The organism is Vulcaniibacterium tengchongense (assembly GCF_003814555.1).
In the GTDB taxonomy this organism is placed as follows: Bacteria; Pseudomonadota; Gammaproteobacteria; order Xanthomonadales; family Xanthomonadaceae; genus Vulcaniibacterium; species Vulcaniibacterium tengchongense.
In genome coordinates this window covers 974,118-993,060 of the sequence record NZ_RKQN01000001.1, presented here as the reverse complement: position 1 = coordinate 993,060, position 18,943 = coordinate 974,118, and the positions used below count along the sequence as shown (strand labels likewise).

Annotated in this window: 17 protein-coding genes and 2 tRNA genes; 14 read left to right on the top strand and 5 right to left on the bottom strand. The window is 71.5% G+C overall.

All coding sequences use genetic code 11. From position 1 onward, the window contains the following. Positions 1–4: 4 nt before the first annotated feature. Positions 5–709, bottom strand: coding sequence for a glutathione S-transferase family protein (locus EDC50_RS04395; protein WP_123769221.1), 705 nt, complete (start codon positions 707–709; stop codon positions 5–7). 110 nt (positions 710–819) lie between these two features. Between EDC50_RS04395 and EDC50_RS04390 the strand changes: the two genes are divergently transcribed. From EDC50_RS04390 to tadA, 8 genes are all read left to right on the top strand, one after another. Continuing rightward, a complete protein-coding gene (locus EDC50_RS04390; protein ID WP_123769220.1) occupies positions 820–1,701 on the top strand; it encodes a LysR substrate-binding domain-containing protein in 882 nt (293 codons plus the stop codon). A gap of 113 nt (positions 1,702–1,814) precedes the next feature. Beyond that, positions 1,815–2,411, top strand: a complete 597-nt coding sequence (locus EDC50_RS04385; RefSeq protein WP_123769219.1) for a TetR/AcrR family transcriptional regulator — start codon at positions 1,815–1,817, stop codon at positions 2,409–2,411. Positions 2,412–2,529: 118 nt separating this feature from the next. Then, the gene (locus EDC50_RS04380) at positions 2,530–3,564 is read left to right on the top strand and encodes an NADP-dependent oxidoreductase (protein ID WP_123769218.1); all 1,035 of its coding nucleotides are present in this window, start codon (positions 2,530–2,532) and stop codon (positions 3,562–3,564) included. Positions 3,565–3,606: 42 nt separating this feature from the next. Further along, entirely contained in the window at positions 3,607–4,287 is a 681-nt protein-coding gene (locus EDC50_RS04375) for a type 1 glutamine amidotransferase domain-containing protein (protein WP_123769217.1), read from the top strand. Between the two features lie 161 nt (positions 4,288–4,448). Continuing rightward, positions 4,449–4,895 carry a CopL family metal-binding regulatory protein gene (locus EDC50_RS04370; RefSeq protein WP_244922521.1) on the top strand — a complete coding sequence of 149 codons (447 nt, stop codon included), beginning with the start codon at positions 4,449–4,451 and terminating at the stop codon, positions 4,893–4,895. Positions 4,896–5,003: 108 nt separating this feature from the next. After that, complete coding sequence (locus tag EDC50_RS04365; RefSeq protein ID WP_123769215.1) at positions 5,004–6,794, top strand: copper resistance system multicopper oxidase; 1,791 nt, start codon at positions 5,004–5,006, stop codon at positions 6,792–6,794. Then, a complete protein-coding gene (locus tag EDC50_RS04360) occupies positions 6,791–7,822 on the top strand; it encodes a copper resistance protein B (protein ID WP_123769214.1) in 1,032 nt (343 codons plus the stop codon). Before EDC50_RS04365 ends, EDC50_RS04360 begins: the two co-directional genes overlap by 4 nt. A 273-nt stretch (positions 7,823–8,095) precedes the next feature. Continuing rightward, entirely contained in the window at positions 8,096–8,593 is a 498-nt protein-coding gene (tadA, locus tag EDC50_RS04355; protein WP_123769213.1) for a tRNA adenosine(34) deaminase TadA, read from the top strand. Positions 8,594–8,695: 102 nt separating this feature from the next. Here the strand turns inward: tadA and EDC50_RS04350 are convergent, their stop codons facing one another. After that, positions 8,696–9,181 carry a DUF2721 domain-containing protein gene (locus EDC50_RS04350; RefSeq protein ID WP_123769212.1) on the bottom strand — a complete coding sequence of 162 codons (486 nt, stop codon included), beginning with the start codon at positions 9,179–9,181 and terminating at the stop codon, positions 8,696–8,698. 78 nt (positions 9,182–9,259) lie between these two features. Between EDC50_RS04350 and orn the strand changes: the two genes are divergently transcribed. Then, on the top strand, positions 9,260–9,853 hold the full coding sequence (orn, locus tag EDC50_RS04345) for an oligoribonuclease (RefSeq protein WP_123769211.1): 594 nt from the start codon (positions 9,260–9,262) through the stop codon (positions 9,851–9,853). A gap of 67 nt (positions 9,854–9,920) precedes the next feature. On the opposite strand, the gene EDC50_RS04340 is transcribed toward orn, so the two are convergent. Together EDC50_RS04340 and ppsA are read right to left on the bottom strand one after the other, a co-directional pair. After that, positions 9,921–10,823: a mechanosensitive ion channel family protein gene (locus EDC50_RS04340; protein WP_158635678.1), complete on the bottom strand. Its 903-nt coding sequence runs from the start codon at positions 10,821–10,823 to the stop codon at positions 9,921–9,923. A gap of 89 nt (positions 10,824–10,912) precedes the next feature. Further along, positions 10,913–13,288, bottom strand: coding sequence for a phosphoenolpyruvate synthase (gene ppsA, locus EDC50_RS04335; protein ID WP_123769209.1), 2,376 nt, complete (start codon positions 13,286–13,288; stop codon positions 10,913–10,915). A 123-nt stretch (positions 13,289–13,411) separates the two neighbouring features. On the opposite strand from ppsA, the gene ppsR reads away from it, so the two are divergent. The 5 genes from ppsR to EDC50_RS04310 all read left to right on the top strand — a co-directional run bounded on the left by ppsR (position 13,412) and on the right by EDC50_RS04310 (position 16,518). Continuing rightward, the gene (gene ppsR / locus EDC50_RS04330; RefSeq protein WP_123769208.1) at positions 13,412–14,233 is read left to right on the top strand and encodes a posphoenolpyruvate synthetase regulatory kinase/phosphorylase PpsR; all 822 of its coding nucleotides are present in this window, start codon (positions 13,412–13,414) and stop codon (positions 14,231–14,233) included. Between the two features lie 99 nt (positions 14,234–14,332). Further along, on the top strand, positions 14,333–14,845 hold the full coding sequence (locus EDC50_RS04325) for a DUF1249 domain-containing protein (protein ID WP_123769207.1): 513 nt from the start codon (positions 14,333–14,335) through the stop codon (positions 14,843–14,845). A 45-nt stretch (positions 14,846–14,890) separates the two neighbouring features. Further along, positions 14,891–14,966, top strand: a tRNA-Ala gene (locus EDC50_RS04320). 26 nt (positions 14,967–14,992) lie between these two features. Continuing rightward, positions 14,993–15,068, top strand: a tRNA-Glu gene (locus EDC50_RS04315). 616 nt (positions 15,069–15,684) lie between these two features. Beyond that, on the top strand, positions 15,685–16,518 hold the full coding sequence (locus EDC50_RS04310; protein ID WP_123769206.1) for a choice-of-anchor P family protein: 834 nt from the start codon (positions 15,685–15,687) through the stop codon (positions 16,516–16,518). A gap of 31 nt (positions 16,519–16,549) precedes the next feature. Here EDC50_RS04310 and EDC50_RS04305 read toward each other — a convergent pair whose 3' ends face one another. Then, positions 16,550–18,802: a heavy metal translocating P-type ATPase gene (locus tag EDC50_RS04305; RefSeq protein WP_123769635.1), complete on the bottom strand. Its 2,253-nt coding sequence runs from the start codon at positions 18,800–18,802 to the stop codon at positions 16,550–16,552. Positions 18,803–18,943 lie beyond the last annotated feature (141 nt).

Sequence of the window (18,943 nt, the reverse complement as noted above, 5' to 3'; positions counted from 1 at the left end):
ACGGTCAGGCGGCGACCGCCAGCCGTTCGAGCACCGCGTCCAGCGCGATCTCGCCGCGGAAACCGCCGGCACCGCGCGCCGGCAGCCCGTCCTCGACGGCATGGGCGAAGCGCACCGCCGGGTCGTCCTGCAGGCGCCGGTACAGCGCGTCGACCGCCGGGAACTCACGGCGGTCGAGCACCCGGTGGAATTCGTTCCAGCGCGCGATCCCCACGAAATAGGCGTCGGCGACCGTGGGGCCTTCGCCCGCCAGCCAGTCGCGGCCGTCGAGCAGGGTCTCGAGCTGGGCGTGCGCGTTGCGCACCCGCTTGCGGCCGAGCGCCTGCAGCGCCTCCTTCTCCGCGCCTTGGGCGCCTTCGAACGCCAGCCACAGCGGGCCGAACGCGCCGAAGAACGTGGTGTGGAGGAAGGCCAGCATCTCCACCATGCGGTCGAAGCCCGGCGCGCCGGGGCGCGGGCCCATGCGCGGGTCGTCGGTGAGGCGGGCGATGTGCTGCAGCACCGCCAGGCTCTGGCTGAAGACTTCGCCGCTGGCGGCGAGCAGCGAGGGCGTCTCCCCGATGGGGTTGATCCGGCGATAGGCCTCGCCGGCCACGACCTCCGGCATCTCGATGCGGCACAGCCGGTAGGGGTGGCCGGACCATTCCAGGGCGACGATCGAACCGAACGAGCAGCCTTCGGGCACGCCGTAGAAGAGGATGGGTTCCATGTGGGTCTCCGGTGGCAAGCGGTGTTGGGTACCGGAAAGGGTAGAGACGTGGACTTTGACCGGGTAGCCGGCCTCGCGCAGACTTATCGTCCACATAGGTGGACTTTCCGATGATCGACGCCAGCGACCTGCTGCTATTCGCCCATGCCGTCGACAGCGGCGGTTTCGCCGCGGCGGCGCGCCGGCTGAACCTGCCCAAGTCGACCCTGAGCAAGCGCCTGGCCACGCTCGAGGCACGGTTGGGCGCGCGCCTCGTGCAACGCAATTCGCGCAGCTTCGTGTTGACCGAGCTCGGCCGCGAGGTCTACGAGCACGCCCGCGCGGTCCTGATCGAGGTGGAAGGCGCCGAGGCCGCCGTGCGCCGGCGCTTGGCCGAGCCCAGCGGCACGGTGCGGCTCACCGCGGCGATCCCCACGGTGCAGGCGCTGGCGCCGCACCTGCCGCGCCTGGCCGCCACCTACCCGAAGCTGCGCCTGGTGGTGCACGCCAGCGACCGCTTCGTCGACCTGATCCAGGAAGGCTTCGACATCGCCGTGCGCAGCCATTTCGCGCCGCTGCCGGATTCGGAACTGGTGCAGCGGCGGGTGCGCTCGCAGCCGATCTTGCTGGTCGCCGCGCCCGGCTACCTCGCCGAGCGCGGCACGCCGGCGCAGCCCGCGGACCTGGCCGAGCACGACGGCCTGCTGGTCGCGCCAGCCGCGGGCGCGTGGCGGCTGCGCGACGGCGCGGGTACCGAGGCCGTGGCGGTGCCGCGTTGCCGGATGGTCGCCGACGAGTCGACGGTGCTGCTGCAGGCGGCGACGGCCGGGCTCGGCATCGTGCCGCTGCCCGAGCGCCTCTGCCGCGTCCACCTGGACCGCGGCGCGCTGACGCAGGTGCTGCCGGGCTGGACGGCGGGCGAGGTGACCACCACGATCCTGACCCCGGCGCGGCGCGGCCTGCTGCCTGCGGTGCGCACGGTGGTCGAGTTCCTCGCCGAATGCGCGGATTGAGCCGCGGCGCGCCTGACCCCGCGGCGACCCGGTTCGCCGTGCATCGTACCGTTGCGCCGGGTGCGCCAATCGGCGCTAGACGACCGGTCTAGTCGCGCCTAGGATGCGACGCGATGAACGCGACCGCCTCCGACGTCCGCCAGCACATCCTCGAGGTCGCCCAGCCGTTGCTGCTGCGCAAGGGCTTCACCGCGGTCGGACTGGCCGAGGTTCTGGCGGCGGCGCGGGTGCCGAAGGGCTCGTTCTATCACTACTTCGGTTCCAAGGAGGCCTTCGGCGAGGCCGTGCTGGAGGGCTATTTCGCCGAATACCTGGCGCGGATGGACGCGTTGCTGGCCCAGCCCGGCAGCGGCGCGCAGCGGCTGCTGGCGTACTTCCACGATTGGCTCGAGTCGCAGTCCGGCGGGGAGGCCCAAGGCCGCTGCCTCGCGGTCAAGCTCGGCGCCGAAGTCTGCGACCTGTCCGAGAGCATGCGCGCGGCGCTGGCGCGGGGCACCGCCGGCGTGATCGGCCGTATCGCGCGCTGCATCGAGGCGGGCCGCGCGGACGGCTCGTTGCGCGCCGGCGCCGATGCCCGCACGGTCGCGACTGCGCTCTACCAGAGCTGGCTCGGCGCGGGCCTGATGGCCAAGATCGCCCGCGACCGCGCGCCGCTGGACGCCGCCATGGCCGCGACCCGGCAGATGCTCGGCCTCGACGCCGGCGCCTGAGGCGGAGATGCGCGTCCGCGTCCCCTGTGCCCATGTTCTAGACGACCGGTCTAATCGGCGCGGCCGCGAATCCGCGGCGCGCCGGGCCCGCCCCATCTTCGATCCCAAGGAGTGAGTCATGCCGCAAGGCGACACCGTCAACCGCCGCATCGTCCTGGCCGCGCACCCGCAGGGGCTGCCGACGCCGCGGCACTTCCGCCTCGAGGAGTCGGCGGTGCCCGCGCCGGGCGAAGGGCAGGTGCTGCTGCGCACGTTGTACCTCTCGCTCGATCCGTACATGCGCAACCTGATGGACGAGGCCGGGACGGGCTACGCGTCCGCCGTGCCGTTGGGCGCGCCGATGGTCGGCGGCACGGTCGGCCGCGTGGTCGCCTCGCGCCACCCGCGGTTCCGCGCCGGCGACCTGGTGCTCGGCAACGCGGGCTGGCAGGACTACGCGCTGTCCGACGGCACGGACCTGGTGGCGCTCGGCGAGATGCAGCGGCCGTCGCTGGCGCTGGGCGGGTTGGGCATGCCGGCGTTCACCGCCTATGTCGGCCTGCTCGACATCGGCCAGCCCAAGCCCGGCGAGACGGTGGTCGTCGCCGCCGCCACCGGCGCGGTCGGCGCGGTGGTCGGGCAGATCGCCAAGCTCCGCGGCGCGCGCGTGGTCGGCATCGCCGGCGGCGCGGACAAGTGCCGCTACGCGGTGGAGGAGCTCGGCTTCGACGCCTGCCTGGACCGCCGCGATCCGCAACTGGCGCGGACCCTTGCGGCGGCCTGCCCGGACGGCATCGACGTGTACTTCGAGAACGTCGGCGGCGCGGTATTCGACGCGGTGCTGCCGCTGCTGAACCAGTACGCGCGCGTGCCGGTGTGCGGCGTGATCGCGCACTACAACGAGGACGCGCCGGCGCCCGGGCCCGACCGCCTGCCGAAGACCATGGCCACGGTGCTGCAGAAGCGGATCCGCATGCAGGGCTTCATCATCCTCGACCACTACGGCGAGCGCTTCGAGGCCTTCCGCCGCGACATGTCGCAATGGATCGCCGCCGGCCAGGTGAAGCTGCGCGAGGACGTGGTCGACGGGCTGGAGAACGCGCCGGCCGCGTTCATCGGCCTGCTCGAAGGGCGCAACTTCGGCAAGCTCGTGGTGCGCGTCGCGGAGGCTTGACGCGCCGCGTTCGACTCTTCCCCCATGCGAAGGAGAACGGACATGAAGATTCTGGTGGTGCTGACCTCGCACGACCGCTTGGGCGACACCGGCGAGAAGACCGGTTTCTGGCTGGAGGAACTGGCGGCGCCGTACTGGCGCTTCCGCGATGCCGGCGTCGAACTGGCCCTGGCCTCGCCGAAGGGCGGCCAGCCGCCTCTGGACCCGCGCAGCGACCAGGCCGAGTCGCAGACCGAGGACACGCGTCGGTTCCAGGCCGATGCGGCGGCGATGGCGGCATTGGCCGACACGCGCCGGCTGGCCGAGGTGTCGATGGAGGATTTCGATGCGCTGTTCTATCCCGGTGGCCATGGCCCGCTGTGGGACCTGGCCGAGGACCCGCATTCGATCGCGCTGATCGAGCGCGCGGCCGCGGCCGGCAAGCCGGTCGCCGCGGTCTGCCACGGCCCGGCCGCGCTGCGCCGCGCCAGGCGGCCCGATGGCGCTCCGCTGGTGCAGGGCAAGCACGTCACCGGCTTCAGCGACAGCGAGGAAGCAGCGGTGGGCCTGACGCAGGTGGTGCCGTTCTCGGTCGAGGCCATGCTCAAGCAGAACGGCGCCCGCTATTCCAAGGCCGAGCAGGACTTCCAGCCGTATGCGGTGAGCGACGGATGGCTGGTCACCGGGCAGAATCCGGCCTCGTCCGCCGCGGCCGCCGACGCGCTGCTGGAACTGCTGCGCTGACGGCTCCTCGCTCCGCGTGAGCGGGAAGCCACGACGCGGCGGGGCAGGCAAGGGCGGTCCGCGAGGCGCCCCGCCGCGTTTTCGCGAAAGCGGCAACGGCGGGTCGCGTGCGGGCGCCGAGGGTGGACTACAATGCCTGCATGATGTCCCGGCTGCTGCGCATGCTGCTGATCCTGGCGCTGGTGCTCGACGGCACCGCGGCCGCGACGGCGGCCGTGCGCATGCAGCGCACCGCGTTGGAGGTACCGGCCGCGACGACGGTGGCGGCCGGTTGCCACGGCGCCCATGCCGTCGCGACCGAGCACCCCCGCGCGCATGCCGCGCACCTCGCGGATCCGACGACGAGCTCCGCTGCGCACGCGGCGCATGCCGGAGCCGCGATGGCCGACGCCGCCGCGCATGCCGGCGGGGCGGCCTGCCACGATCGATCCGCGCCGGACTGCTGCGACTCCGGCGCCTGTCCCTGTGCCTGCATGCAACCGGCGCAGCCGCCGGCGACCGCGTGGTCCGCCACGCCGATGCCGGCGCAGACGCACGGCCCGGGGCCGTTGTCCCTCGGCCATGCCGATCCCGCGCTGCCGCCGCTGCACCGGCCTCCGATCGCCTGAAGCGTCCGGCGCGCCCGCGCCGTTTCCCGACGCGCACGCGCCGGCAGCCCCGCCGGCCTGCGCCCTCGCGGCTTCGCGCCGCGCGACGCTCACGCATTCGGAGTATTCATGTCGTTCGATTCCTCGTCCGCGCGCGGCGGCTTCCGGCCCTCGCGGCGGCGTTTCGTCCAGGGCCTGGCCGCCGGCGGCGCGGTCGCCGGCCTGGGCCTGTGGCCGCGGTCCGGCTGGGCGCTGAAGGCGCCGGGCCAGCCGCAGGTGCTGTCCGGCACCGATTTCGACCTGACCATCGGCGAGATCGCCGCCAACTACACCGGCCGCGTCCGCACCGCGGTCGCCGTCAACGGTTCGATCCCGGCGCCGCTGCTGCGCTGGCGCGAAGGCACCACCGTGGAGTTGCGCGTGCGCAACGCGCTGCCGCCGGGCTCGGCCCACGGCGAGGTCACCTCGATCCACTGGCACGGCATCCTGCTGCCGGCGAACATGGACGGCGTGCCCGGCATGAGCTTCGCCGGCATCCACCGCGGCGAGACTTACCGCTACCGCTTCGAGGTCCGCCAGGGCGGCACCTACTGGTACCACAGCCACTCCGGCTTCCAGGAACAGGCCGGGCTGTACGGTCCGCTGGTCATCGACCCGATCGAGCCGGAGCCGTTCGCCTACGACCGCGACTACGTGGTGCTGCTGAGCGACTGGACCGACCTCGACCCGGCCGCGCTGTTCGCGCGGCTGAAGAAGATGCCGGGCCACGACAACTACTACAGGCGCACGGTCGGCGATTTCCTCCGCGACGCGCGCCGCGACGGCCTCGCCGCGACCGTGCAGGACCGCCGCGCGTGGGGCGGGATGCGGATGACGCCGAGCGACCTCTCGGACGTCAACGCGCACACCTACACCTATCTGATGAACGGCACGACCTCGCTCGGCAACTGGACCGGCCTGTTCCGGTCCGGCGAGAAGGTGCGGCTGCGCTTCATCAACGGCTCGTCGATGACCCACTTCGACGTGCGCATTCCGGGGCTGAAGATGACCGTGGTCGCCGCCGACGGCCAGTACGTGCATCCGGTGACCGTGGACGAGTTCCGCATCGCCGCCGCCGAGACCTACGACGTGATCGTCGAGCCCTCCGGCCAGGACGCGTTCGCGATCTTCTGCCAGGACATGGGCCGCACCGGCTACGTCAGCGGTACGCTCGCGGTGCGCGAAGGGCTGCGCGCGCCGGTCCCGGCGCCCGACCCGCGGCCGCTGCTGAGCATGGCCGACATGGGCCACGGCGGGGGAGGGACCGATGCCGCGCACGCCCCGCACCCGGGGCACGCCGGCATGGACCACGGCGCGCACGCGGGGCGGGGCGGCCATGCCGGCCACGGCGCCGGCATGCAGGCGCATCCGGCGAGCGAGGCGGGCAATCCGCTGGTCGACATGCAGACGATGGCGCCGGCGCCGAGGTTGGACGACCCCGGCATCGGCCTGCGCGACACCGGCCGCCGGGCGCTCAGCTACGCGATGCTGCGCAGCCTGTTCGAAGACCCCGACGGGCGCGAGCCCGGGCGCGAGATCGAACTGCACCTGACCGGGCACATGGAGCGCTTCGCCTGGGGCTTCGACGGGCTGAAGTTCTCCGACGCGCGGCCGCTGCGCTTCAACTACGGCGAACGCCTGCGCATCGTCCTGGTCAACGACACGATGATGACCCACCCGATCCACCTGCACGGCATGTGGAGCGATCTGGAGGACGAGCGCGGCGAGTTCCTGGTGCGCAAGCACACCGTCGACATGCCGCCCGGCAGCAGGCGCAGCTACCGGGTGCGCGCGGACGCGCTCGGCAGCTGGGCCTACCACTGCCATCTGCTGTACCACATGGAAGCCGGGATGATGCGCGAAGTGAGGGTCGACGAATGAAGGCGAACACGTCCGCCCCGGCGCCGCTCGCCGTCGGCCTGCTGCTCAGCTTCGCCGCCGTCGCGCAGGATCACCGGCACGTTCATGCCGGGCACCCGCAGACGCGGCAGGAGCGGCCTGCGTCCGCAGCGAGCCCGCATCCGCAGCACCATCACCGGCACGAACACGCCGGTTCCCCTCCCGGCGACGAGCCCACGCAGCCGCCGGCGGAACCTGGGCGTTCCGGGCCGTCCGCGCACGGCGATCACCGCGGCCACGGCGGCGCAGTTCCGCATGCGGGCCATGCCGCGACGGGAGACGCCCCGGCCGCCGCGCTCCCGCGCACGCCGATCCCGCCGCCGACCGACGCCGACCGCGCCGCCGCCGCCAAGCCGGCGTCCCGCCACGCCGCGCACGACGGCGCGATCCACAGCCTGGTGCTGCTCGACCGGCTGGAGCGTTTCGGGGGCGACGACGCAGACGGGCTGTCCTGGGAAGCGCAAGCCTGGATCGGCGGCGATCTGAACAAGCTGTGGCTGCGCGGCGAGGGCGAGCGGGTCGGCGGCCACACCGAATCGGCCGACGTCGAGCTGCTGTACGGCCGCGCGATCGCGCCGTGGTGGGACGCGGTCGTCGGCTTGCGCCACGACTTCGAACCGGGCGGCCCGCAGGACTACGCCGCCTTCGGCGTGACCGGGCTGGCGCCGTACAAGTTCGAGGTCGCGGCCACGGCGTACCTCGGCGAATCCGGGCGCACCGCGGCACGGATCGAGGTCGAATACGAAACCCTGCTGACCAACCGCCTGATCCTGCAACCGCGGCTCGAGCTCGAATTCAACGGCCGCGACGACCCCGGACGCGGGATCGGCTCCGGCCTGGGCATGGCCGAAGCCGGCCTGCGCCTGCGCTACGAGTTCAGCCGCCGCTTCGCCCCCTACGTCGGCGTGGTCCGCGAGCACGCCTTCGGCCGCACCGCGGACTTCCGCGAAGCGGCGGGCGAAGGTGCGGACGGCACGCGCTGGGTGGCCGGCGTGCGGGCCTGGTTCTGAAGCGGCGGCCTGGGGCGCGCCCGCGGCCGGTCGCGGCGGGACGCGCACCGGCATGGCGCCATGGCCGACCGCCGCGCTGCCGGCGCGCACGCACCGCCCCCTGCGGCCGTGCGCGAAACCGCTGCCGATTTCGGCTACGCTTCCGCGCCGCTCGCCACGGCACGGACGCGACGGCCCGTGCCGCAGGTCCGGGGCGCCGGCATACTCGGCCACGCGGGCCGGCGTGCCGCACCGATCCGTCTTCCATCGCGCTTTCGATTCCGCATCCGAGCCATGACGCCTCCGCAATCCCAGGACGCCGCATCCGAGGCCGACGAACGCTGGATGCGCCGCGCGCTCGCGCTGGCCGCGCGCGCCGAGCGCGAGGACGACGAGATCCCGGTCGGCGCGGTGCTGGTCTCGGCCGACGGCGCGGTGCTGGGCGAGGGCTGGAACCGCAACATCACCGAACACGACCCCAGCGCGCACGCCGAGATCGTGGCGATGCGCCAGGCCGGGCTGCGCCTGGGCAACCACCGCCTGCTCGGCGCGACCTTGTACGTGACCCTGGAGCCGTGCGCGATGTGCGCGATGGCGATGGTGCATGCGCGGATCGCCCGCGTGGTGTTCGGCGCCCACGACCCCAAGACCGGCGCCGCCGGCAGCGTGTTCGACCTGCTCGCCGACCCGCGCCACAACCATCGCGTGGACGTGGTCGGCGGCGTGCTGGGCGACGAGGCCGGGGCGCGGCTCACCGCGTACTTCCGGCGCAAGCGCGGCAAGAAGGGCTGACCCGTTCCGCGCGCCGGAGGCGCAGGCGCTGCGCCTCCGACATCGCCGAGGATCGGACCGGGCCTTCGGCGGAGACGCGACCCAGCGGCCTTCCGGGCGCCCTCAATCGTTCGACAGGTCGATCCGGTCCTTGGCGAGCTGTTCCTTGAGTTCCATGTCCAGCGTGCGCAGGCCCAGCTTGGCCTCCTGGCCCAGGCACACCGACGCGGCGAACATCAGCAGCACGCCGACCACCGCCAGCCCGGTCGGCAGCAGGTCCATCTTGTAGCCCAGCAGCGCGTCGACGGCGATGCCCAGGCTGGTGCCGACGAAGGCGCTGATCGCCGCGTACAGCATGCGGACCGACGCGAGCACCAGGTAGGAACGGCGGCGGTGCATCGCGATGCGCGTCTCCAGCGTCAGCCGCCTCTGCGGCTGCTCGGTCGCGCCGAGCGTCTCGATCTCGGCGCGCATCCGGTCGACCACGCGCGCCAGGCGGTTGTTCGACGAGATCAGCAGCGAACTGGCCGCAGTCAGGAAGAACGCGGGCGTGATCATCGCCGAGACGACGGCGTAGTGGTTGGGGTCGATCACGGAAGGCGTGGGCATGGGTCCGAGGCGTGCGTTCGCGGCGCCGCCGCGCCGGCCTGGCGTATCATGCTACCGGTCTTCGGAAAGCGCGAGCGCATGGCAGCCCATCCTCCTTCGAGCGACGAGCACCTGGTCTGGATCGACCTGGAAATGACCGGCCTGGACACCGACCACGATTCGATCCTCGAGATCGCCACCGTCGTCACCGACAAGCAGCTCAACGTCCTCGCCGAGGGGCCGGAACTGGCGATCTTCCACCCGCTGGAGCGGCTGCAGGCGATGGACGAGTGGAACCGCAACCAGCACGCGCGTTCCGGCCTGTGGCAGCGCGTGCTCGACAGCCGCGTCAGCCTGGCCCAGGCCGAGGCCGAGACGCTGGCCTTCCTCGAGCGCTGGGTGCCGCCGGGCAGGTCGCCGATGTGCGGCAACTCGATCTGCCAGGACCGGCGCTTCCTGCACCGGCTGATGCCGCGCCTGGAGCGCTTCTTCCACTACCGCAACCTCGACGTGAGCACGCTCAAGGAACTGGCGCGGCGCTGGGCGCCGGACGTGCTCGCCGGGCTCAACAAGGAATCGCGCCACACCGCGTTGAGCGACGTGCGCGATTCGATCGCCGAGCTGCGGCATTACCGCGCGGCCATGGGCCGCCTGGGCGGCTGGGCGGAAGCGGGGAGCGAGCGCGGAAAGTAGGGCGAGAACGGGGCGGGGCGCCTGGCCGTCCTCCCTTGCTTGCGCTTCGCCGCGGGCTTCCGGCGTTTCAGTCCCGCGCGCCGGTGCCGAGCTGCGGGCGCACGCCCGGCGGCAGCGCCGGTTCCCCGTCGCGGGAAACGTGGTGGTACATGTGCACGTCGCGCTGCGGGTAGGGGATGCTGACGCCGGCACGGTCGAACGCCTTCTTGATCCGCTCGGTGATCTCGCACTTGGCGGCGAAGAAATCGGCATTGCCGACATGGCAGCGGATGCCGAGGTTGACCGCGTTGTCGGCGAGCGCATAGACCAGCACGTCGGGCGCCGGGTCCGGGAGCACCCGCGGATCGGAACGCATCACCTCCAGCGCGGCTCCGCGGGCGACGTCGATGTCGTCCTCGTAGCCGATGCCGATCACCAACTCGATCCGCCGCCGCGTGTCGGGCGTCAGGTTCACGATCGGCGCGGTGGTGATGAGGCTGTTGGGCATCACGATGGTCTGGTTGTCGGCGCCGCGCAGCACCGTCTGGAAGATGCTGACCGACTCCACCGTGCCGCTGCGGCCGCCGATCTCGACCACGTCGCCGACTCGGAACGGCTTCAGCGTCACCAGCATCACGCCCGAGGCCACGTTCGACAGCGAGTCCTTCAGCGCCATGCCGATCGCCAGGCCGGCCGCGCCGAGCACCGCGAACATCGACGTCGGCTGCACGCCGAAGAACACCTGCAGCACCGCCAGCGCCAGGATCACCAGCAGCAGCACATAGCCGACGCGGCTGAGGAACTGCATCGCGGTCGGCTCGACCTGGGCGCGGCCCAGCGCCCGCGCGATCAGGCGCGCGACCCACTTGGCCAGGCGCATCCCGACGTACAGGGCGACCAGCGCGCCGAGCAGGCGCAGGCCGTATTCGAGCGCCAGACCGGTCCAGTTCTCGGCCAGGGTGAAGTCTTTGGTCAGCTTCTCGATGTCCAAGGCGTTTCCTCCGGAGGCGCCGGAACTATAAAGCGCGACGCCCCGCGCGGGGCGGGGCGTCGGCCGGAACGACGGAAGCGGCAAGCCGCTCAGGCGGCCGCCTTGGCCTTGGCCAGGCGCAGCCAGGTGTCGACCACGGTATCGGGGTTCAGCGACACCGATTCGATGCCCTGTTCCATCAGCCACTGCGCCAGGTCCGGATGGTCGCTGGGGCCCTGGCCGCAGATGCCGACGTACTTGCCCTTGGCGCGCGCCGCGGAGATCGCCATCGACAGCATCTTCTTGACCGCCGGATTCCGCTCGTCGAACAACCGGGCGACGATGCCCGAGTCGCGGTCCAGGCCCAGGGTCAGCTGGGTCAGGTCGTTCGAGCCGATCGAGAAGCCGTCGAAGATGTCCAGGAACTCGTCGGCCAGCAGCGCGTTCGAGGGCACCTCGCACATCATGATGACCTTCAGGCCGCCTTCGCCCTTCTTCAGGCCGTTGCCCTCCAGCACCTCGACCACCTTGCGGCCTTCCTCGAGCGTGCGCACGAACGGGATCATCACCCAGCAGTTGGTCAGGCCCATCTGCTCGCGCACCTTCTTCACCGCGCGGCACTCCAGGGCGAAGGCTTCGGCGAAGCTCGGATCGACGTAGCGGCTGGCGCCGCGGAAGCCGATCATCGGGTTCTCCTCGTGTGGCTCGTAGCGGCTACCGCCGACCAGGTTGGCGTACTCGTTCGACTTGAAGTCGGACAAGCGCACGATCACCGGGTGCGGCGCGAACGCGGCGGTGATCGTAGCGATGCCTTCGGCCAGGCGGTCGACGTAGAAGTCGACCGGGCTGGAATAGCCGGCGATCTTCTCGTCGATCCTCTTCCTGGTCGCCGCGTCCTGCTGGTCGTACTCGAGCAGGGCCTTGGGGTGCACGCCGATGTGGCTGGCGATGATCATCTCCAGGCGCGCCAGGCCGACGCCGGCGTGCGGCAGCATGGCGAAGTCGAACGCGCGTTCCGGGTTGGCGACGTTCATCATCACCTTGAGCGGCGCCTCGGGCATCTTGTCGAGGTCGGCGACGTTGCGCTCGAAGGGCAGGGCGCCGGCGTAGATGAACCCGGTGTCGCCCTCCGCGCAGGACACCGTGACCTCGCGGCCGTCCTCGATCGCGTCCAGCGCATTGCCGGTGCCGACCACCGCCGGCACGCCCAGCTCGCGGGCGATGATCGCCGCGTGGCAGGTACGGCCGCCGCGGTTGGTGACGATGGCCGCCGAGCGCTTCATCACCGGCTCCCAGTCCGGATCGGTCATGTCGGCGACCAGCACGTCGCCCGGCTGCACCTTGTGCATGTCCTCGAGCGAGCGCACCACGCGGGCGACGCCGGTGCCGATCTTCTGGCCGATCGCGCGGCCCTCGCAGATCACCTCGCCGCGCCGGCTCAGCTGGTAGCGCTCGATCTGGGTGGCGTGGCCGCGGGACTTCACCGTCTCCGGGCGCGCCTGGACGATGAACAGCTTGCCGCTGACGCCGTCCTTGGCCCATTCGATGTCCATCGGACGGCCGTAGTGCTGTTCGATGGTGAGCGCCTGGCGCGCCAGCTCGTGCACGTCCTCGTCGCTGATCGAGAAGCGGTTGCGCAGGTCGGCCGGCGTCTCCTCGATGCGCACGCGCTCGCCGGGCCGGTCCGAGTAGACCATGCGCTGCTGCTTGGCGCCGAGGCCGCGGCGCAGGATCGCGTGCTTGCCCTGCTTGAGCGTGGGCTTGTACACGTAGAACTCGTCCGGATTGACCGCGCCCTGCACGACCATCTCGCCCAGGCCGTAGCTGGAGGTGATGAACACCACGTCGCGGAAGCCGGACTCGGTGTCGAGCGTGAACAGCACGCCGGAGGCGCCGACGTCGGAGCGCACCATCAACTGCACGCCGGCGGACAGGAACACGTCCTCGTGCTTGAAGCCGTGGTGCACGCGGTAGGCGATGGCGCGGTCGTTGTACAGCGAGGCGAACACCTCCTTGACCTTGCGCAGCACGTCCTCGACGCCGGTGACGTTGAGGAAGGTCTCCTGCTGGCCGGCGAAGCTGGCGTCCGGCAGGTCCTCCGCGGTGGCCGAGGAACGCACCGCCACCGCGACGTCGCCGCCGCCGTTCTCGGCGCACAGCTTCCGGTACGCCGCACGGATGTCGGCTTCCAGCTCCGGCTGCAGCGGCGCCTCGACCACCCAGCCGCGGATCTCGGCGCCGGCCGCGGTCAGCGCGGCGACGTCCTCGACGTCGAGCGAGGCGAGCCTGTCGTAGATGCGCTGGTGCAGGTCGTTGTGCGCGATGAAGGCCTTGAACGCTTCGGCCGTCGTGGCGAAGCCGCCCGGCACCGAGACGCCGAGCCCGGACAGGTTGCCGATCATCTCGCCGAGCGAGGAATTCTTGCCGCCGACGCGGGCCAGATCGGTCAGACGCAGTTCGTGCAGCCAAAGGATGTTCTCGTTCAAGCGCAGGTCTCCGAGAGGACGGCCGCGTACCGAAGCGGCGAAGCGGATATGATCGCCGCTGGGTCAGGGCCGTACAAGGTTGATCCGACAGGATTTTTCCTATCCGACGTGGAGATTCTGCGAATGGCGAGCGTGAGGCCGGTGTTCTATGTCTCCGATGGTACCGGTATCACGGCCGAGACCATCGGCCACAGCCTGCTCACCCAGTTCACCGAGACGCGCTTCGTCACCGAACGCATCCCCTTCGTCGACAACGTCGAGCGGGCGAGGGAAGTGGTGGAGCGGATCCGCCTCGCCGCCGAGCAGCACGGCGTACGCCCGGTGGTGGTCAATTCCTGCGTCGATTCGGACGTCAGCTCGGCGTTGGCCGAGAGCGGCGCGCTGATGCTCGACGTTTTCGCGCCGTTCATCGAACCGCTGGAACGCGAGCTCGGCGAGGTGCGGCAGCGGCGCATGGGCCAGGCGCACGGCATGGTCGACTTCGAGACCTACCACCGCCGCATCAACGCGATGAACTACGCGCTGACCCACGACGACGGCCAGAGCATCGACTACGGCGAGGCCGACGTGATCCTGGTGGCGGTGTCGCGCGCCGGCAAGACGCCGACGTGCGTCTACCTGGCGCTGCACTACGGCGTGCGCGCGGCGAACTATCCGCTGACCGACGAGGACCTCGACCACGACCGCCTGCCGCCGCGGCTGCGGCCCTGGCGCAGCAAGCTGTTCGGCCTGACCATCGACCCGGCGCGGCTGCACCAGATCCGCCAGGAGCGCCGCCCCAATTCGCGCTACGCCCAGCTCGAGACCTGCCGGCGCGAGGTCGCCGCGGCCGAGGCCATGTTCCGCGCCGAGCGCATCCCGACCCTGAGCACGACCCACACCTCGATCGAGGAGATCGCGAGCAAGGTGCTGACCACGCTGGGGATCCGCCGCGAGATGTTCTGACCGCGCGGCCGCGGCGCGGAGCGGGGAACTTCCACGTTAGGCAGCCGCTCGCATGCCGTCAACGCTGCGCGCGGGCGCCCTGGCGTGTAGCATCGGCCCATGCCATCGCTCATCGCCCAGACCGCGCGCATTCCCAGGCTCAGCCGTTTTGCCTGGCTGATGGGGCTGTACGCGGAGAACCACGCGCGCCTGTCGCGCCTGTTCGCGCCGGCCGGGCTCGCGCCGGGCGGCTACCGCTCGGTCGTCGGCGACGGCCTGGACCTGCAGCTGGACGTGCTCGAGCAGCACCGCTACACCACCGAGCTGCGCCTGACCTACGCCCTGCGCGATCCGCTCACCGGCGAGCCGGACCCTTCGGCCTACCTGCGGCTGTACCACGACGCGCGCCAGCTCGAGGCCACCCACTGCTACGTGGGGCGGCGCTGGCAGGACGTGATCGGCATGTACCCGCCGCCGGCGCGGGTGGTCGGCCACCGCCTGCGCATGAACACCTTCCTCGGAAAGTGGCTGGAGTATCTAGCGGAGCGGGGACATGGTGTGGCAACATTGCGCCCCGTCGACGGCGGCACCGCCTCCGGCGACGGCACGAAAGATCTGGCAGCGAGCGCTTGACGACAACGCTGAACGGCCGCTAGAATTTTCGTCTTTCCAGCATGTGGGGCCATAGCTCAGCTGGGAGAGCGCTTGCATGGCATGCAAGAGGTCGCCGGTTCGATCCCGGCTGGCTCCACCAACTTGCTGAAGCACAATCCGGTTTTCGTCCCCATCGTCTAGAGGCCTAGGACATTACCCTTTCACGGTAGCGACCGGGGTTCGAATCCCCGTGGGGACGCCATCCAAAGAGCCGAGGGCCGCCGCAAGGCGGCCCTCGGTTTTTTTTGCGCTGCGGCTTCGACCTGCGAGACGGCCGCGCGGCATGCCGCGGGGATTCCGGAAGCGCCAGCTCGCCGCCGCCTGCGCCTTCCGGACCCGCCGGACCGCATGGCTGCCCCGGCGAAGGGGCAAGGATGCGAGTCCAATCCTGCCTTCATGCCTGCGCGGCGGGCAACAGCCGCCGGCAGCGCCGGGGAATGCCGCCGCCGGGTTCGGCGCAGGGCCGCTGTTCGACCACGAGGCCGTGGCCACCCCGGGAGCGTTCTCTCGCCGAGAGCGCGCCGTCGTCGATACGCGGCGAGTTTCGTCATCGAGGTCGTACGAGCGAAACCGGCCTTCCGCGCTTCACCCCTCGATAACAAACCCCGACTTAGCGTGTCGACGCCCCGAGTGGATGGATGGCAGGCGGACTCTCCGATCTGCATTGCAGCTTCGGCCGGCCTCCAGGTCGATTCGCATCCGGCCGGCGCCCGAGATGTCCTGTGAGGAGTCGGCAGTGCCCGCTCCGCGGCGAGCACCAGGCTTTGATCCGAGCAAGGACGGAGAAGGACCATCATTTTTCGGAAAGGAGTACAGCCATGGAATCGCACCCCGCCTCACGCGCCGCTTCCCGTGCGGCCGCCCTGCTGCTCGTCACCTGCTGGGCTCCGGCCGCGTGGGCGCAGAACGCCGACATCGTGTCGGGCTCGATCGCCACGTGCAACGTCAAAGGCAACGTCGCCGTCACCCTGCCTTTGCTCGGCACGTTCGACTATCCCTTGCCTTGCGTCAATCGCACCGAGCGCACCGCCGCGGGCATCGACGATCGTTCGGTCACCGGGGACGTCGATCTCAGCGTGACGCCCATGCTCGACGTGGCGCACCTGAAGGCGCCACACGGGCGGGCTGGCTACACGGAGGCGCCCCGCAGTTCGAGCCGGGAAGGCCTGACCGAAGTGGAGGAGTTCGATGCGGTCCAGGGCCTGCTCGCCGCCAACGGCGTGCGCGGGGCCTTGCGTTGCAGCTGCAGCAGTGAAACGCGGCGAGTCGAATGCCGCGCTTCCACGCGCATCGCCGCCTTGTTGATCAACGGACAGCCGGTTTCCCTGCCGGAGAACGTACCGCTGAACCACACCCTTCCCATCGTCGGCGGCAGCGTGCGCGTCAAACTGCCCCTCCTGGGCCATGTGGTGGACGTGCCCGTGCAAGGCTCGGCCGTGCTGAACGAAGTCGTGGTAACCGGAAGCGGAACGACGCAAGGCACCGTCGAGCACAACCCTGTGCGCCTGACGCTGGCCGGGGGGGTGAATGTGGCGGGCGTGGGCTTGGTCGGCGTGAAGATCGACGTCATCGACCATTCCACCTGGGAAACGACGTATAGCGCCGCGTACCCAGTGGCAGTGGAACCCTCGGCACCGGAAGACTGGCTTTGACCTGTCTTCCGGCACACGCAAGGGCGGGCGATCAGCCCGCCCCACGGCGTCCCAGCCGCAACGCATTGGCCACCACCGACACCGAGCTCAGGCTCATCGCCAGCGCCGCGAGCATCGGGCTGAGCAGCAGGCCGAACGCGGGGTACAGCACGCCGGCGGCGATCGGCACGCCGAGCGCGTTGTACAGGAACGCGAACGCGAGGTTCTGCTTCATGTTCGCGACCGTCGCGCCCGACAGCGCCCGCGCCCTCGCGATGCCGCGCAGGTCGCCCCGGACCAGGGTGACCTGGGCGCTGGCCATCGCCACGTCGGTGCCGGTGCCCATCGCGATGCCCACGTCGGCGCCGGCCAGCGCCGGGGCGTCGTTGATGCCGTCGCCGGCCATCGCGACCCTGCGGCCTTCGGCCCTGAGCCGTTGCACCAGGGCGATCTTGTCCTGCGGCCGCACTTCGCCGTGGACCTCGTCGATGCCGAGCCGGCGCGCGACCGCCTGCGCCGTGGCGATGCCATCGCCGGTGGCCATCACGATGCGCAGGCCGGCCTGGCGCAGGGCGCGGATCGCCTCCGGCGTCGAGGCCTTGATCGGGTCGGCCACGGCGATGAGCCCGGCGAGCGCGCCGTCGACCGCCACGAACATCGCGCTGGCGCCATCGCGGCGAAGCGCGTCGGCCGGCTCGGCCCAGGGCGCCACGTCGACGCCGCTCTCGCGCATCAGCGCGGGGTTGCCGACCGCCGTCGCACGGCCGCCGACGCGGCCGCGCACGCCCAGGCCGGCGACCGATTCGAACGCCTCCGCCGGCTGCAGCGCCAGCCCACGCCGGCGGGCCTCGGCGACGATCGCCTCGGCCAGGGGATGTTCGCTGCCCTGGTCGAGGCTCGCGGCCAAGCGCAGCAATTCGTCTTCGTCGAAGCCGGCGGCAGGCCGCGCTGCGCGGAACGCGGGCCGGCCCTCGGTCAGGGTGCCGGTCTTGTCGACCATCAGCGTGTCGATGCGGCGCAGGTTCTCCACCGCCTCGGCGTCGCGGAACAGCACCCCGGCGCGCGCGGCGCGGCCGGTCGCGACCATGATCGACATCGGCGTGGCCAGGCCGAGCGCGCAGGGGCAGGCGATGATCAGCACCGAGACCGCATTGAGCACGGCGTAGGTCCACGACGGCTCCGGCCCGGACAGGCCCCAGACGACGAACGTCGCCGCCGCCGCGGCCAGCACCGCGAGCACGAACCAGTACGCGACCTTGTCCGCGAGCCGCTGCATCGGCGCGCGCGAGCGTTGCGCCTGCGCGACCAGTTGCACGATCTGCGCCAGCACCGTGGCCGAGCCGACCTTCTCGGCGCGGATCAGCAGGCTGCCGTTGCCGTTGAGGGTGGCGCCGATCACCCGCGCGCCGGGCGCCTTCTCGACCGCGACCGGCTCGCCGGTCAGCATCGACTCGTCGACGTTGGAGCGGCCTTCGAGCACCACGCCGTCCACCGGCACCTTCTCGCCGGGCCGCACGCGCAGGCGGTCGCCGACGTGGACGTGGCCCAGCTCGACGTCCTCCTCGCCGCCGTCGTCGCGCAAGCGCCGCGCGGTCTTCGGCGCCAGGCCGAGCAGGGCCTTGATCGCGGCCGAGGTCTTCGCGCGCGCGCGCAGCTCCAGCAGCTGGCCGAGCAGGGTCAGCGACACGATCACCGCCGCGGCCTCGAAGTACACGCCGACCCGGCCGTGCTCGCGGAACGAGGCGGGGAACAGCTCCGGCGCGATCGTCGCGGCCGTGCTGTAGCCGAACGCCGCGGCCACGCCGATGCCGATCAACGTCCACATGTTCGGGCTGCGGTTGCGGATCGACTGCGCGCAGCGGACGAAGAACGGCCCGCCGGCCCACAGCACCACCGGCGCGCTCAGCGCCAGCTCGATCCAGCTGCGCGCGGCGTGCGGCAGCGCCGGCCAGTGCTGGCCGGACATCGCCAGGACCAGCGTCGCCAGCGACAGCGGCAGCGTGGTCCAGAAGCGGCGGCGGAAATCGCGCAGTTCGGGGTTCTCCTCCTCGTCCAGGCCCGGCATCTCCGGCTCCAGCGCCATGCCGCAGATCGGGCAGGTGCCGGGATGGTCCTGCCGGACGTCCGGATGCATCGGGCAAAGGTAGACGGCGCCGGGCGGGGCGGGGGGCGCGGGCTGCTGCCGCGGCGCGAGGTAGCGGGCCGGCGCGGCGAGGAAGCGCTCGCGGCAACGTGCCGAGCAGAAGTGGTGGGTGCGGCCGCCGTGCTCGGCGCGATGCTTCGACGCCGCCGGGTCGACGCGCATCCCGCAGACCGGGTCGAGGGCGCCGGACGCGCCGTCGCCGCCGTGCGCGTCGTGATGGTGGTGCGGCGCATGCCTGTGGCCGGGACCGTGGCAGCAACTGCCATGGCCGCCCCCCGCATCCGCGCCATGCGCATGGCGATC